14 protein-coding genes are annotated in these 14,806 nt (G+C 52.2%); 7 read left to right on the forward strand and 7 right to left on the reverse strand.

From position 1 onward, the window contains the following. Positions 1-326: 326 nt before the first annotated feature. The 3 genes from gldD to GGR27_RS16880 all read right to left on the reverse strand — a co-directional run bounded on the left by gldD (position 327) and on the right by GGR27_RS16880 (position 3,388). The gene (gene gldD, locus GGR27_RS16870) at positions 327-926 is read right to left on the reverse strand and encodes a gliding motility lipoprotein GldD (RefSeq protein WP_168039498.1); all 600 of its coding nucleotides are present in this window, start codon (positions 924-926) and stop codon (positions 327-329) included. A 165-nt stretch (positions 927-1,091) separates the two neighbouring features. After that, complete coding sequence (locus GGR27_RS16875; RefSeq protein ID WP_168039500.1) at positions 1,092-2,972, reverse strand: cation:proton antiporter; 1,881 nt, start codon at positions 2,970-2,972, stop codon at positions 1,092-1,094. Positions 2,973-3,076: 104 nt separating this feature from the next. Then, complete coding sequence (locus tag GGR27_RS16880; RefSeq protein ID WP_168039502.1) at positions 3,077-3,388, reverse strand: YbaB/EbfC family nucleoid-associated protein; 312 nt, start codon at positions 3,386-3,388, stop codon at positions 3,077-3,079. Between the two features lie 164 nt (positions 3,389-3,552). On the opposite strand from GGR27_RS16880, the gene GGR27_RS16885 reads away from it, so the two are divergent. Continuing rightward, the gene (locus tag GGR27_RS16885) at positions 3,553-4,254 is read left to right on the forward strand and encodes an SAM-dependent methyltransferase (protein ID WP_168039504.1); all 702 of its coding nucleotides are present in this window, start codon (positions 3,553-3,555) and stop codon (positions 4,252-4,254) included. Between the two features lie 84 nt (positions 4,255-4,338). Beyond that, positions 4,339-5,784, forward strand: a complete 1,446-nt coding sequence (locus GGR27_RS16890; RefSeq protein ID WP_168039507.1) for an aldehyde dehydrogenase family protein — start codon at positions 4,339-4,341, stop codon at positions 5,782-5,784. Between the two features lie 8 nt (positions 5,785-5,792). Here the strand turns inward: GGR27_RS16890 and hflX are convergent, their stop codons facing one another. After that, the gene (hflX, locus tag GGR27_RS16895) at positions 5,793-7,004 is read right to left on the reverse strand and encodes a GTPase HflX (RefSeq protein ID WP_168039509.1); all 1,212 of its coding nucleotides are present in this window, start codon (positions 7,002-7,004) and stop codon (positions 5,793-5,795) included. A gap of 568 nt (positions 7,005-7,572) precedes the next feature. On the opposite strand from hflX, the gene GGR27_RS20655 reads away from it, so the two are divergent. From GGR27_RS20655 to GGR27_RS16910, 3 genes are all read left to right on the forward strand, one after another. After that, positions 7,573-8,058 carry a DUF2975 domain-containing protein gene (locus GGR27_RS20655; protein WP_168039511.1) on the forward strand — a complete coding sequence of 162 codons (486 nt, stop codon included), beginning with the start codon at positions 7,573-7,575 and terminating at the stop codon, positions 8,056-8,058. Further along, positions 8,055-8,261 (forward strand): helix-turn-helix domain-containing protein, encoded by a 207-nt coding sequence (locus GGR27_RS16905; protein ID WP_168039513.1) that lies wholly within the window; start codon positions 8,055-8,057, stop codon positions 8,259-8,261. Before GGR27_RS20655 ends, GGR27_RS16905 begins: the two co-directional genes overlap by 4 nt. A gap of 168 nt (positions 8,262-8,429) precedes the next feature. Continuing rightward, positions 8,430-9,431 carry a TlpA disulfide reductase family protein gene (locus tag GGR27_RS16910; RefSeq protein WP_168039515.1) on the forward strand — a complete coding sequence of 334 codons (1,002 nt, stop codon included), beginning with the start codon at positions 8,430-8,432 and terminating at the stop codon, positions 9,429-9,431. Positions 9,432-9,736: 305 nt separating this feature from the next. Here GGR27_RS16910 and GGR27_RS16915 read toward each other — a convergent pair whose 3' ends face one another. Beyond that, entirely contained in the window at positions 9,737-10,075 is a 339-nt protein-coding gene (locus GGR27_RS16915; protein ID WP_168039517.1) for a hypothetical protein, read from the reverse strand. A 50-nt stretch (positions 10,076-10,125) separates the two neighbouring features. On the opposite strand from GGR27_RS16915, the gene GGR27_RS16920 reads away from it, so the two are divergent. Both GGR27_RS16920 and pckA read left to right on the forward strand, forming a co-directional pair. Then, entirely contained in the window at positions 10,126-10,482 is a 357-nt protein-coding gene (locus tag GGR27_RS16920) for a hypothetical protein (protein WP_168039519.1), read from the forward strand. 116 nt (positions 10,483-10,598) lie between these two features. Further along, entirely contained in the window at positions 10,599-12,158 is a 1,560-nt protein-coding gene (gene pckA, locus GGR27_RS16925) for a phosphoenolpyruvate carboxykinase (ATP) (RefSeq protein ID WP_168039521.1), read from the forward strand. A gap of 9 nt (positions 12,159-12,167) precedes the next feature. On the opposite strand, the gene GGR27_RS16930 is transcribed toward pckA, so the two are convergent. Next, a complete protein-coding gene (locus GGR27_RS16930; protein ID WP_168039523.1) occupies positions 12,168-13,244 on the reverse strand; it encodes a hypothetical protein in 1,077 nt (358 codons plus the stop codon). A 110-nt stretch (positions 13,245-13,354) separates the two neighbouring features. Further along, positions 13,355-14,755, reverse strand: coding sequence for an MBL fold metallo-hydrolase (locus GGR27_RS16935; RefSeq protein WP_168039525.1), 1,401 nt, complete (start codon positions 14,753-14,755; stop codon positions 13,355-13,357). Positions 14,756-14,806: the final 51 nt, after the last annotated feature.

Raw genomic sequence — 14,806 nt, forward strand, 5'->3', positions numbered from 1 at the left:
GCTTGTTGGGGAATTGGTTTTCTGACCGAGGACAGCTTATTTTTAGTCTGATCGAGTTCGGAAAATCACCTTATAACGGGTTATTAGTTGGTTTTCTGAATGAAGAGCAGGCTGGAAAGAAGCGTTCGTAGGTCGAACACTAATTCACTAACAAGCTCTCAGCTTGAGTATAAAGAACAGGTGGGCGGAAGGGTGGTTGTGGTTGGTTTCAGTTTTTTCTGAAAGTTTGAGTCTAGTTGTTCTGCAGTGCCTAATGAAGTACTCGTACAGTCCGGACGATAGTCATCGGCTTCTTTCCGGAATTTCCATTGTACCCGCGACCGCGCCTATTCTACCCACTCAAAGGTTTCTATTAAGCGAAAGATATCTTCCTTTACGAATTCCACCACCGGCGCGATGGAATCAGGCCGCACCTCGGTATCGAAGTAAAGGGCACCCCGGAGAAAGTGTGTGGTAGAGTCCGTCAAGAAAAACTGAAACGGGCTAGCCGCCGGCCCCGCAATGTCGAAAGCTACGCCGTGCACCCCGGCCTCACCCCGGTGGATCGCGACCTCCTGAATGTCACTCGCCCGGTCATTGTGCACGCCCACCAGCCCGAAGGCTTCGTCCAGCAAAGCCTCCCAAGTTTTTTCGGAGTCGATGGGGTAATAGGAAAAGTGAATTGCTCCGTTCAGTTCTTTCGCCAAGTTGAGGTCGAACCAACAACTATCTGGCGGTGCCTTGTCAAAAAATAATTCCTCCCGCGTAATTGTGGCGGACGTCGGTGCTTCAAAACTAAACTGACAATACTCCGTAGTGATCCGCTCGTAGGCCCGCTCCGGGAACATGATCCGGGGGTAAGAGCGCGGCTTCGGGACCGGCGGCACGTCATTACCACAGGCAGTAAAAAGTAAGCCGATGGTGAGAAAAAATAGCAAGAAGCGCATAGACAAATTTGGCAAAAAACGATTCACGATATTCGATGTTGCACCCTTTTTTCAAATTGAGCAAGCGCAGCTTGCGAATGGTAATCCTGATAGCTAACCGCCGAAGGCAGCATGGAGCTAATCAAATATCGAGATTCGCATATCGCATATCGCATATCGATTAACCTAGGCTCCCGCCTTCAAAACTTCCGCCTGATCCTCCCCGGCGGGCTCAACAAGCGTATTACCCAGATAAACTAGGCTATACCCGCCGTCATCGACGTTCAACCCCGACAAGTCGCGCGGAATAACGTGCAGCATCTCGTCCGGGAATTTGATGAACAGCGGCACGATGCCTTGCTCCGCGTTAGCCTCGGCCATCAAGTCCAAAAACTGTTCCTGGTTGTACAACTCGCGCTCGTGCACCACCGAAACCTCCCGGTTAGCGTCGCTGAAGTTGATAAAATCGTCGGTGTAGCTAAAAATGTTTTCGTCGGACACCTGGTGGCGTTTCTTCAATTCGTCTACCGTGATGAGCCGGAACGCTCCCCGCTCCCCGAAGATATCCGAGTAGCGAGAAAGCGCGTAGGAGTTGACCTCGTCACTACCCGTAAAGGCCATCATGTAACCGACATCCAGTAGTTCGTACTGCTCCGCCAGGTCAGTGTTGTAGATGTTGGCCACGATGCCCATAAGTCCTTTGTCCTCCGCTTTTTGGATGTTGCTGGCGTTACTGTCCACCAAGTAGACACTGCGCCCCCGCTCCTTAAGGTACTGGGCGATGGTGATCGAGAAATCAGTACTACCGAGGATGAGCACCCCGTTGGAAGTATCCTGAATAACGCCGAGCAAGCGAGCGACCATCCGCGCCGTCGTAGCGTTCAACAGAACCGTGCCGAGCACGATCATAAATACCAGTGGCGTGATGTATTCCGCGTTCTCCACTCCTTCTTCCGCAAGCGTCAGACCAAACAGGGACGCAATGCCGGCCGCGACGATGCCACGTGGGCCGACCCAGGAAATGAATAGTTTCTCGTTGGTACTCAGTGAGCCACCAGCCGTGCTCGCAAAGACGCTCAAGGGCCGCAAAACCAGGGCGACTACGCCAAACAGGGCGATCGGCCGCCAGTCTTTGTAAAGTAGCTCCAGCTCGTCCAGGTTCATATTCGCGGCCAGCAGAATAAACAGAATCGAGATAAGGAGGACGCTCAAACTTTCTTTAAAAGACAGGATTTCCTTGATGCGCGGCACGTCGCGATTGGCCAGCACGAGACCCATCACTACCACCGCTAAAAGTCCGGATTCGTGCGCCAGCAGATCACTCGCCACAAAGACCATCAGTACGTAGGCGAGGATGAAAACATTGAGCAGGTAGTGCGGGACGGCATCGTTTTTAATGATGTAGTACAGGGCCGTACCGGCCAGGAAGCCGAGCGTTCCTCCGTAGAGGATTATTTCTACGAAAGTCCCGAAAGCATGCCCGGTGAGCGCCATCCCACCCTCCGATGAGCGGATGAACTCAAAGACTAGTACAGCCACCAGCGCTCCGATGGGGTCAATCAAAATGCCCTCCCATTTTAGAACGGTCGAGACGTTCTTGTTCAGCGGAATATTCTGGAGGATCGGCGCGATCACCGTCGGGCCCGTCACGATAATTAGGCCGGCGAAGAGAAAGCTGATGCTCCACGTCAACTCCATAATGTAGTGCGCGGACAGGCCGGCACCGATAAAAGTGATGAAGCTACCGAGGGAGATCAGGCGGATAATCGAGCGCTGGGTCTCGCGTATTTCCTTGAGTTTTAGCGTCAGGCCACCTTCGAAAAGGATGATGCCGATCGCCAGAGAAACAAAGTAGAAGAGGCTGCGACCGGGGAAAAGCCCCCTGCCCTCCGGGCCACCTTCGAAGATCGGGTTGATGAGTTTGTGCCCGTCGGCCGTCCAGAGCGTAGAGAGCGGCCCGACGAGGAGGCCGAACACGATCAGGGGCAGGATTGCGGGCACCTTTACCTTCCACGCGAGCCACTGCGCAAAAATTCCGAGGACGATAATGCCGGCTAATTCTTCCATTTACGGAGGTGTTAGGGACGGGGGAGGGGACCCCGTGAAAATAGGCGCGGGCACCCTGATCCAGGATGTCCGCGCTTAGAAAAGGTATTTCGGAAGATACTGAATTATCCGCCAAACATGCCGCCGAGGCCACCGGGCAGGATACTGTTCATCATATTGCCCGCTTGGCCCTGTTCGTACTCGGCCGCTTTTTCGAGGGCGCGGTTGGTGGCTACGACGATGAGGTCTTCGAGACCTTCGGCGTCTTCCAGGTCGATCTTGGTGGTGTCGATTTTGACGTTGGTCACTTCGCGGGCACCCGTTACGCTGACGGTTACGGCACCGCCGCCGGCGTCTCCGTCGAATGATTTTTCGGCGAGTTGTTTGGCCATTTGTTCCTGCATTTGCTGCATTTGGCCCATCATATCTCCTAGCATGGTTGTCTTTTTTAGTAGCTAGTAAAGCGAACGGGGCGGGATTTAGTTCGCGCTGTCGTAAGGTTGAGGGCATCCTGCCCGAACGTAACAGCGGCAGCTACTGCACCCCCGATAGCTATCGGGGTCGGGCAGGATGCCCTCAACCTTTGGTACCTTCGGCCACAATGAAAACCGGCAACCTCTACCTCCTCCCATCCCCCCTCGGTCCGGCCGCGCTGCACACCCTACCGGAAGCTACGCTTGCTACCATTTTGCCCATCCGTCATTTTGTACTAGAAACGGGAAAAGTTGGTCGGGCATTCCTGAAAGAAGCCGGCCTGCCCCTCCAGGAGTGCACTTACTACGAGCTCAACAAACGCACGGAAAACCAGGACTTAGCCGAAATGCTGGAGCCGACCGTGCGCGGTGAACACGTCTGCCTGCTCAGCGACGCCGGCGCACCGGGCGTAGCGGACCCGGGGGCCAGGTTGGTCCTGCGCGCGCACCAGCAGGGCGTCCGGGTGGTCCCGCTCGTTGGCCCCAGTGCCATCCTATTAAGCATCATGGCGGCGGGGCTTAACGGGCAGGCCTTTACGTTCAACGGTTACCTCAGCCCCAAGCGGAACCAACTCGCGCAGGATTTGAAACGACTGGAGAAGGAAAGCCGAAAGAACAAGTCCACTCAACTATGGATCGAAGTGCCTTACCGAAATCAGGCAACCGTGGAAACGGCGCTGGCCAGTTTAAGCCCGGAAACACTCTTCTCCGTTGCCTGCGATTTGACGCTAGAGACGGAATACATCTTTACCGGGCGGGTGAAGGACTGGGACAAAGGGGTAGGGGCGGAATTACAAAAACGCCCCGCTATGTTTCTGCTGCTGGGCTAATTACCGGCCCGTTAAATCGACCGCAACCGGAGTAAACAACCCAACTCCCGGAATCTTCGTTGAGGTAGTTACAACCCCGTCGCCATGTCCAAAAACCCACCCGCTCACTCCACCAGTCATTCCGAAGCCGACCTACTCGCACTGCTTGCTTTACAACAAAAAGCACGCACCCGTCCCGACTTAGTCGGGACACAAAATGCTAAGGCGAGGAAAGCCAAACTGGATAAAATCGCGGCTTTTTTAGACAAGGAAGAAAACGTCCGCGCCCTGGTTGCCGCCCTCCACCAGGATTTCCGCAAGCCGGAAGTAGAAACGCTAAGTAGCGAACTAGGCGTCGTGCTGAGCCAGCTAAAATATATCCGCAAAAACCTCGGAAAGTGGATGAAGCCTAAGCGATTACCCGCCTCGATGGCGCTTTTCGGCATCAAATCCTACCTCCACCTGGAGCCCAAGGGCAGCGCGCTCATCATTGCCCCCTGGAACTACCCGTTCAACCTTACAATCATCCCGCTGCTTTACGCGATCGCCGCCGGCTGCACGGCTATAGTGAAGCCCTCCGAAATGAGCCCGGCCACGACGGCGTTCATCCGCGCGATGCTCGACGAGCTTTTTGACGAAAACGAAATCAAAGTCGTGACCGGTGAAGGCGACACCGCTGCTTTCCTGACGACGCTTCCCTTCGACCACATCTTCTTTACCGGAAGCCCCGCCGTCGGTAAGAAAGTGATGGCCGCCGCCGCGAAAAACCTGACCAGCGTCACGCTCGAACTCGGGGGTAAATCTCCGGCCGTGATCGACGTGGGCGTCAACGAAAAGAAATCCGCCGCGAATTCTGTGTGGGGCAAGTTCTTTAACGCTGGCCAGACCTGCATTGCGCCAGATTACCTCCTCGTGCCGGAGTCGATGCAAACTAGCTACGTTAGCGAGTTGAAGGGGGCAATCGCGCGTTTTTACGGGGACGACCCGCAGCAATCCACGAGCCTCGCCCGGGTCATTACGGACAATCACTTCAGCCGCATCAAAAGACTCTTTGACGACGCCGTCAGCAAAGGTGCAATCGTTGCCTGTGGGGGGCATTTTGACGCGTCCGAACGTTACGTTTCCCCAACAATCCTGACCGGCGTGACCGAAGAAATGGCCGTGATGCAGGAGGAGATCTTTGGTCCGCTGTGGCCGGTAATGACCTACCGCGATTTGGACGAAGCCGTTCAAATCATCAACCGCCAGCCAAAAGCTTTGTCGTTTTACATCCAAACGAAGAACCGCAAAACGATCGAGAAGCTCAAGCGGGAAACGAGTTCGGGGGGGCTGCTCGTCAACGAATACCTGCTGGGCGGCGGCGCACCGAACGTTCCCTTCGGCGGCGTCAATAATTCGGGCATCGGCAAATCGTTCGGCTACCACGGCTTCGTTGAATTCTCCAACGAGCGGGCGGTGATGGAGCGGAAGTTCTTTGACCTGAGCGTGGGATATCCGCCGTACACGGACGGGGTGCTCAAAGTCATGCGGCGGATTTATAAGTGGCTGTAAAAGCCGGCCTACCAGTGCTGCGCAACGTAAGGGTAAGTAGCCTGGTATTCTCCCTTTACCATCTCGACGATGCGTTTGCGCAGGGCATCTACGTTCTCTTTGGTGTGCGCGGAAATCAGCATGGCTTCGTTGCCGAACGTAGCTTCGAGTCCTTTACGCAAGTCGTTTTCTACTTCGTCCTTTCCTTCGTCGTCCAGGTACAGATCAAAATTCCGTTCGCGGAACAGGTCGATCTTATTGAAGACCAATAGCGTTGGCTTTTCCTTGACGCCCATCTCGTCGAGCAGCTTCTGCACCGTTCGAATTTGATCGTCGTGCGCCGGGTGGGCGACGTCGACGACGTGGAGGAGAATGTCGCTTTCGCGGACCTCGTCGAGTGTCGATTTGAACGACTCGACCAGGTGGTGGGGTAGCTTGCGGATAAAACCGACCGTATCCGTCAGTAGAAAAGGAACGCGTTCGAAGGCGACCTTGCGGACGGTCGTGTCGAGGGTAGCGAAGAGCTTGTCTTCGGCAAACACGTCGCTTTTCGTGAGCAGATTCATCAGCGTCGACTTCCCGACGTTCGTGTACCCAACCAGGGCGACGCGCACCATCGTATCGCGCCCCTTACGCCGCGTTTCCGCCTGGCGGTCGATTCGTTCGAGGTCCTTTTTCAGCTTACTGATCTTGTCGCGGATGATTCGGCGGTCCGTCTCGATCTCCGTCTCACCGGGGCCGCGCATGCCGATGCCACCGCGCTGGCGTTCGAGGTGCGTCCAGAGGCCGCGCAGGCGGGGAAGCATGTACTGCGTCTGGGCGAGTTCGACTTGCGTCTTGGCCTGAGCCGTCTGGGCGCGGCTGGCGAAAATATCGAGGATGAGGCTGGAGCGGTCGATGATTTTTACCTTCAGGCGTTCTTCGAGGACGCCTGTTTGCTTGCCGCTCAGGTCGTCGTCGAAGATCACCATCGTCACTTCTTCGTGGTTCTTGACGTAGTCGGCAATCTCCTCCACTTTACCCGAGCCGACGAACGTTTTGTTGTTCGGGCTATCCAATTTCTGCGTGATGCGCGTCAGCGTGGTGGCACCGGCGGTGAGGGCCAGAAACTCTAGTTCATCGAGATACTCGTTTACCTCCTCCTCGGACTGCCCGCGCTGGATGATGCCGACGATGACGGCGTATTCTTGCTGTTTTTTGAGGCCGGATTCTTGTTGGCCTAGGGTCCATTCTTGTGCCATAGGTAGGGGTAACAAGGTGGGTTGGGTTGTTGTTTCTTTTGGCTTCGCTGCTTCTTTCGGGGGTGGGCGCGGTCGCAGGTGCAAGGATATTACGGAAGGAGCGGGGGAGGTGGGGTAAATCCGCTAAGATTGCTCTGTGGTGAGTTGGCGAGCGCAGTATTTCTGCACGTCGGGACCGTTTGTAGTTTCGCAGGCCGTCGTCGATTAAATTTATCGCAAAAACGACTGGGAAATAGAGCATGGGATGAACTTTACTAGCATGTAGGCTGCTCGTCGTAGCTACCGTGTTTGTCGGATCTTTGATAAAATATGTTTCCTTAAAACTTGAGCATATTGGTGGGAAAGAAAAAAGTTCTACTGCACCAGTGACTTGCATACGTAAATGAGTTTGTGATTTGATAATGCGTAATCATCTGAATATCTGGTGTCTAGAACTGTACGATGTTTTGATCCAGTGTAAGGTAAAGGACCATTTTCCGCGAAAGGAAGTCATTTATTATCGTTTAGCGATAATTTATAGCTGTAATTCGATTATTTTGTATACCTTGCGGTACCAAACCAATACGGCATGAAATTACTCACGACAGTAAAGTATTCGATAAACTTTCTTTTCTTCTCGTTTATACTTACCGGACTCTTAAATCATGTTCTGTTCTATAACGGACTACCTGAATCTACATCAACCACATATTTTTGGTGGTTGCATATATATATTATATCTGCTGAGGTAACAGTCTTGTTGGCGCTGTATTATCTTCGAGAATTTGTACTCAGTTCAATTAGGGGGACTCCTTTGGATGAGTCAACGAGAAAGTGCCTCAAGCTTTCAGGAATATTTTGTCTTGTATATGGATTGCTAGACTGTTCTACGCTACTGGGGATTTTTGATTATTACCGCGCTAATAGTGAGTTTAACAATCACTTTGTTGGAACCATCTTTAGGACTTGCAGCTCTTTATTTTTCACATTTTTTATCGGTATATTCTTTATCTATTTATCTAAAATTTTGGAATCTAGCGATGAAATTAGGCAAGAGAATAAACTTACAATATGAGTATTGTCATTAACGTAGACGTCATGATGGCACGTCGAAAAATGCGAAGCAAGGAACTAGCCGAAAAGATTGGAATCACGACCGCCAACCTATCCATCCTAAAGACGGGAAAGGCTAAAGCTATCCGCTTCTCAACGCTTGAGAAAATATGTAAAGCTCTGGATTGTCAGCCCGGAGATATACTAGCATTTGAAGAAGAATAGTGCCTCTCGATCACAATAAGCCGCACCCTCGCTTTGCTACCGTAGCACTAGCAACGTCAGGCTATTGCTTATTTCAATCGGGAGTCAATATACATTATCACCAAAACAGTCACATTCTCTGCTGACTAAATCTCTAGTTCAGTTCCCTCGCCCATAAATATCCAAGCCATGATAAACCGTTTGATACTGATTAGTCTACTTGCGTTAATCATTTTTTCGTGCTCAGGAAAAATTGAGCAGGAAGACGGCTTCACAATAAAAGGACGATCGTGTCTGGATGATGGGACTAAAGTTGAACTATTCGATACGCAATCCTATTCAATTATCGATTCAGCATACGTTAAAAATGGTCAATTTGAGTTCTCAGGGAAATTAGAACATGGTCCAACTCCTGTATTTGTCACGGCTGAAAAACCGCCTCAGTACAAATGGTTGTGGTTGGAGAATAAACCAATGGTTATTGATTGCTCGGGTCTTGGATTAGAGAAGTCAAAAATAACAGGATCTGAAATCCAGCTTTTGGCGGAAGAATTATCCAGTGAAATGAATGCGAATCCTGAAGAAATTGAGATGATAGTCATGAGATTCATATTAGAACATCCAGACAACGTTATTAGCGCTTCAATGCTTTCAGGCTATTCTACTTCTTGGGGAAAGCCTAAGGTAACAGAACTTTATGAGAGTTTAAGTAAGGAACATCAAGAAGGGATCTATGGAAGAGAAATCAAAAAATACATCGAATTCAGCGAATCAATTCAAAATGGAGATGAATACGTTGATTTTGCTATGGAAGACACGAATGGTAACAAGATTAAACTGTCAGATAACCTAGGAAAGGTAACTCTTTTAGAATTTTGGAGCTCATCGTGTGGTCCGTGCAGGTTGGAAAATCCTAATTTGGTAAAAACGTACGATACGTTCAGAACAAAAGGATTTGAAATTTTTGCCGTATCCCTTGACCGTCACGTAAAAGCATGGAAAAAAGCGATAGCGCATGATGGTTTATCCTGGACTCACGTAAGTGATTTAGAAAACTCAAACAAAGCAATGCTGATTTACGGAGTTAACACAATTCCCGATAACTTCCTAATCAATGAAAATAATGAGGTTATTGGAAGGAATTTGCGTGGAGAAGAATTGAGTGAAGAGTTGGGGAGATTGTTGAATTAAAAAGTAGCGTACTGAAAATGCTGACTAGTTAGAAATACTTCGTTCTGTGTCTACACTATCTCATTAGCTGATGTCACGCAGATTTTTTTCGCCACATAAACACAAAAGCACAAAAAAGCGGTATGTGTGACTATGCTAAGCCATCATTTGCTTATTCTTTTGTGTTTGTGTATTTTGCTTCGTAGTACTTCGTGCTATGTGGCATAATCCGGTTGCGTAGGTCAGTCATTGGTTATTTATTGAATTTTACAAATTTATATTTTTTATACTCATCAATTATCTATTAAAACTCAATGCCCTATAATTTAGAAGAGATTTTTGTAGTTGCGGCGAATAGCATCGTATACGCAAGCCTTAGGCTCTTCGGGTGGTAAGCGACCGAGTTTAAGTAGATGAATTAATATAGTCTTTCGGTAGATTATACACCGGCTATTCGTGTAAGCAAAATATATGGATTCCTGCACTAACTGTTGGTCCAAACGCTCCACAATATCTATCAGCACGAACCCTGCCTGGTGCCGATTGTGCAAGTCACCGTGCTCGCGTAGCCACGCCAGGATGCGGGCATCATCCCCGTGCTTAATGCACGCACCAAATAACTTGAGCATAAAGTGGGCATCATTCTCCCAATCGAGTCTGGCCAAAGCATGCGCATAACTTTTTTCGAGTTAACGAGCGATAGCGCCCGGGTCGCATGATTTCTGACCGGCCGGAATTCACTTGCTACGTGTTTAAAAAGGTACTTTGGCTTACTTCCGTAGGGGGGAGTTTTAAAAATCGCCAGCGCGCTCGTGAGCTCATTTTTGGTAGTGGCGGTTTTCAGCCGCTCGGCAAAGAAACAAATTTCTTCGGGGGTGAAACCCTGGAAGAGCGGCGCGAAATTGGGCCAGGGGAGGTTATTTTTGGTGTAAGTTATGTATTCTTCAAAATTTGTGGGTCGAGAAACCGGCTGATGTTCCACAGGCTTCCAACTCTCGACGTCACGCAAAAAAAGGAAATTACCCAAAAACGTGCTTTTCTCGGCTATCTTGCGAGCACCACACGAGTTTAGCGGTTATCGTTGGTGGGAAGGCTCACTACGTGCGCTTCACCGAATTTCCTTTGCACCCGCGCCCGCGCCCAGCCTTCATTACCTACTAATACTAAAGATCATTTTAAAACCAGTTCATGCAAACTTTAAATAACCTCCCCGTCGCCGCCCTCGTTGAAGCTACCATTCGTAAGGGCCAGGGGCAACTTTCCGACACCGGCGCCCTCGTCATCAATACCGGAAAATTCACCGGCCGTTCCCCCAAAGACCGCTACATCGTTGAAGACGACGTAACGCGCGACACCGTCGACTGGGGCAACGTCAACATCCCGATCAAGGCGAGCGCCTTCGACGACCTGGAGAAAAAAATGATGACCTACGCCGATGGCCTTGAAGAGGTGTACGTCCGCGACGCCTACGCCTGCGCCAGCCGTAAATACCGCATCAACATTCGCGTATTCACCGAATACCCGTGGCAAAATATGTTCGCCTACAACATGTTCCTGCGCCCCGACGGCGAAGCGATCAAGAACCTGAAGACGGACGAATGGACCATCTACGCCTTCCCCGGCGTCACCGCCGACCCGGCCACCCACGGCACCCGCCAGGATAACTTCAGCATGATCAACTTCACCAAGAAGACGATTATCATTGGCGGATCTGCCTACACGGGTGAAATCAAAAAGGGCATCTTTAGTGTCCTGAACTACGTGCTGCCGACCCAGCGCAACGTGCTGAGCATGCACTGTAGCGCCAATGTCGGCACGAAGGGCGACACGTCCTTGTTCTTCGGCCTCAGCGGCACCGGTAAAACGACCCTGAGTAACGACCCCGACCGCCGCCTGATCGGCGACGACGAGCATGGCTGGTCCGAATCCAACATTTTCAACCTCGAAGGTGGCTGCTACGCTAAGGTGATCGACCTGAGCGAAAGCAAGGAACCCCAGATCTACAAGGCGATCAAATTTGGTGCGATCCTGGAGAACATCAAGTTTCAGGAAGACGGCTACACCCCGGACTACGAAGACTCCTCCATCACCCAGAATACCCGCGTGAGTTACCCGATCTACCACATCGATAACATCATGTACAACAGCCGGGGGGACTTGCCGAAGAACATTTTCTTCCTCACCTGTGATGCTTTTGGCGTGCTGCCCCCGATCTCCAAGCTCACGCCCGAGCAGGCGATGTACCACTTCATCAGTGGCTACACGGCTAAAATCGCCGGAACCGAAGCCGGCATCACCGAGCCGCAAGTCACGTTTAGTGCTTGTTTCGGTTCGCCCTTTATTCCCCTCCACCCGGCCCACTACGCCAAGATGCTGGGTGACAAAATGCAGACTAGTGCCGACAGCGAAAACGGCGAGATCAACGTCTGGCTCGTCAACACCGGCTGGACGGGTGGTTCCTACGGCACCGGTAGCCGCATCGAATTGTCCTACACCCGCTCCATCATCAAAGCCGCGCTGACTGGCGAGCTAAATAAAGTCGACTTCTACCAGGACCCGTTCTTCGGCCTGAGCATCCCGCGCAGTTGCCCCGACGTGCCAAACGGCATGCTCAACCCCCGGGATACCTGGCGGAACGAAAACGAGTACGACGTGAAGGCGCAGGAACTAGCCAACCGGTTCAAAAAGAACTTCGAACCCTACGCTGCGGAGGCTGGTCAGGAGGTAGTCAAAGCCGGCCCCCGGTAATTGTTTTAATTAATTAGGTACGTGCAGGCGGCTTCCCAGGCGATAGATCATCAATCGCTGCCCCGGGAAGCCGCCTACGTATTTTTGGAGGCGTGCGGCCTCTTCTTTCACTCGTTCAGGCCCCGCTATTTCGTGGCGGATCAAGTCGTCCTGGTAGATGTAGACACCATTCAGGTAGTGCGCTTTTTTTGCGCGGACGCGGGTGCCGGGTAGTTGGGTGTAGAGCAACGTATCTCCCACGACCCCCAAATCTGGCTCGTTAACTAACTGGACTAATTTACCTCGCCGGTAAATGGCTGCCCAGTCGTAGACGGCGACGGCGACGTCCAATGGTACGGGATAAGCTGGTTGCCCGGCTAGGTAGTTGTTCAGCGCGTTGGTGTCGATGATGGAGTTCTCCGTTTCCCAATCCGCTACGTCTCCGGTGTTATAGGCCATTAGTGTGGCCCGGTCGACTGGTGGAATACCTTGCTCCTTCCGGTCCCGGTACTGGTGCAAGCGAATGGTGCAGGTGATTTTCCGTCCGGGGTTAACCCGTTTCATGGCTTCTAGCAAATCAAAGTATGGCACCTGCGTCCGCGCCGTCCAGTCGCCGTCCAGCTGAATTTCCGGGTAGCCTGCGGGGAGTAGCCGTTCGGTGAGTGCTGAGAGATCGGTGGCGAGTGCCGAGAATTGATCGCTCGATGTGCGACGAATTACTTCGTTGGTGATGAATATTACTGGAATTAATTGCGGTAGGCCTACCGTGTCTACCAGTTGAATTTCCGCCGTCGGCGCGGCCTGGCCGTCTTCCCAGATTACGTCAAAGGCTTTTACGTAGAGGCGATCTGAACCCCGTAGCAATTGCCGCGCGGTAGTGTCCGGATCTAGTTCCGTTTGCCAGTGGTAGTAGGTGGTGGTTAGGGGGTGGGTGTCTTGGCTACAACTGAGGATTATCAGTGGAATGGCTAGTTGAATTACGTACCTGATGACCGCCTTTGGCAGTAGCGAAACTAACATTCGCTTGGCTGCGCTGGGGTAGAACACGCGTTTGATGGAAATCCAACTGGCTTTTGGGTTATCCTGGAAATATGAATTGTGTTTCATTGGATTAACGAAAACGTGGGGCTGCACCCCACGCTACGATAGACGACCCTCCGGGCCTATACCTGGGAGTTAGCGAAATTTTGGAATAACCCATTGGTGTGTGTAAAACATTAAAGTTGAACGACTTCGTTCAACTTTGGTGCCTTCCAGCTTTTGTGACCAGCCTTAAGAATCTCGGCCCCGAAAGTTTCCATTCGGTCGATCGTGCCGTGGACGAGGAAAATATCTTTACACTTTTTCTGGTTGCTCAAGAAATCAAGCATTTCCCGCTGATCGCCGTGGGCGGAGAAGGAATCCATGACCACCACGTCGGCGCGTAGCTCGTGGATGTCGCCGTAGAGTTTGAGTTCCTTGGCACCGTCGCGGAGTTTGCCGCCTGGCGTCCGTGGGGCGCAGTAGCCGACGATGAAGATGGTATTTTTCGGGCTACCCATGGTGTTGCGCAGGTGGTGCTTGCTCCGTCCCGCGTTCATCATCCCTGAGGCAGAAATGATGATAGCCGGTCCTTTTAGGTTGTTGAGCGCCTTGGATTCGTTGACGTCCTTGATGTAGTTCAGCTCATTGAAGCCGAAGGGATTATCGTCCGTTAACAAGTATTCGTGGAGGTCGGAGTCGAAACATTCCGGGTGCATCCCGAAGACGGTCGTGGCGTTCACGGCCAGCGGGCTGTCGACGAAGACGGGCACTTTGGGGAGCTTGCCGGCCGTCTCCAGTTGGTCGAGCATGTAGACGATCTCCTGCGTCCGGCCAACGCTGAAGGCGGGAATGAGCAGTTTGCCTTTTTGCTCGACGCAAGTTTTTTTGATGATGTTCAGGAACCGTTCGATCTCGTTGGGCGGTAGCTCGTGGAGGCGGTCGCCGTAAGTGGATTCGCAGAGCAGGTAGTCGCACTCGGGCATCGGCTGCGGGTCGCGGAGGATGGGACGGTTCGGCCGGCCGATGTCGCCGGTGAAGCCGATCGTGGTTTTGCTGCCGTCTTCTTTGGTGATGCGGAGCGTTACGTTGGCGCTGCCAAGGATGTGGCCCGCGTCGCGGAATTGTACTTCGACACCGGGTGTGATGGTTTGCCAGCGGTCGTAGGGGAGGCCGGTGAATTTATCGAGGGCGGGCTTTACGTCGGGGCGGGAGTAGAGCGGTTTGCGTTTCGTCCCCTTACCTCGTTTGTCGACGCGGCGATTGTGGTATTCGGCATCTTTTTCCTGGATGTAGGCGGAGTCCGTCAGCAGTAAGGCACAAAGCGCCCGGGTGGCGTGCGTTGCGTAGATCTTCCCCCGAAAACCGTCTTTGACTAACTTCGGCACCCGCCCGGTGTGGTCGATGTGCGCGTGACTGAGGATGAGGCAGTCGACGTCGGCGGGCTTGAAGTCGAAGCGCTCGTTGAAGTCTTCCATCTCTTTATTATAGCCCTGGTAGAGGCCACAGTCCATTAGTATGGTGTATCCGTCGTCGAGGGTAAGCAGATGGGCGGAGCCGGTGACTTCGCGGGCGGCGCCACAGAATTTGATTTGCATGGGTGGTAAGGTAAGGTCTTTGTTGGGTTTATCGGATGGGTCGGGATCCTA

It is taken from the genome of Neolewinella antarctica (genome assembly GCF_011927835.1).
Taxonomy (GTDB): domain Bacteria; phylum Bacteroidota; class Bacteroidia; order Chitinophagales; family Saprospiraceae; genus Neolewinella; species Neolewinella antarctica.